A 398-nucleotide genomic window follows, 5' to 3' on the forward strand; every position below is an offset into this window, starting at 1 on the left:
CCGGATAGTTTTCACGTCCATCTCAAGACGCTTCCGCTATCCAAATTACTTACTTCTTCCAGATTGTTAAAGAACGACAGCCGATATGGTTTTACTCATATCATCTGACTGGCTCAATCGCCAATGAGAAAAACTCGAACCAAACTTCATTCGAATGTTTGTCATTGATGATTATCGAAAGCGGCCGGCATTATAACCGATTAAACCGCTAACAGACAGTCTTTCTGTCTTTATCAACAGCCGATAAGCGTGAGCGCTCAACTTTGCGAGAAGCTCTGGAAAGGAGGTGATCCAGCCGCACCTTCCGATACGGCTACCTTGTTACGACTTCACCCCAGTCATGAATCCTACCGTGGTGACCGTCCTCCTTGCGGTTAGACTAGCCACTTCTGGTAAAA

At 46.0% G+C, this 398-nt stretch carries 1 rRNA gene; it reads right to left on the bottom strand.

Going from position 1 to position 398, the window contains the following annotated elements:
- Window positions 1-279 precede the first annotated feature (279 nt).
- Window positions 280-398: ribosomal RNA gene (locus tag G3N93_RS41320) — 16S ribosomal RNA — on the bottom strand; the annotation flags it as partial.

The organism is Burkholderia sp. Se-20378 (assembly GCF_017104665.1).
Lineage (GTDB): Bacteria > Pseudomonadota > Gammaproteobacteria > Burkholderiales > Burkholderiaceae > Burkholderia > Burkholderia lata.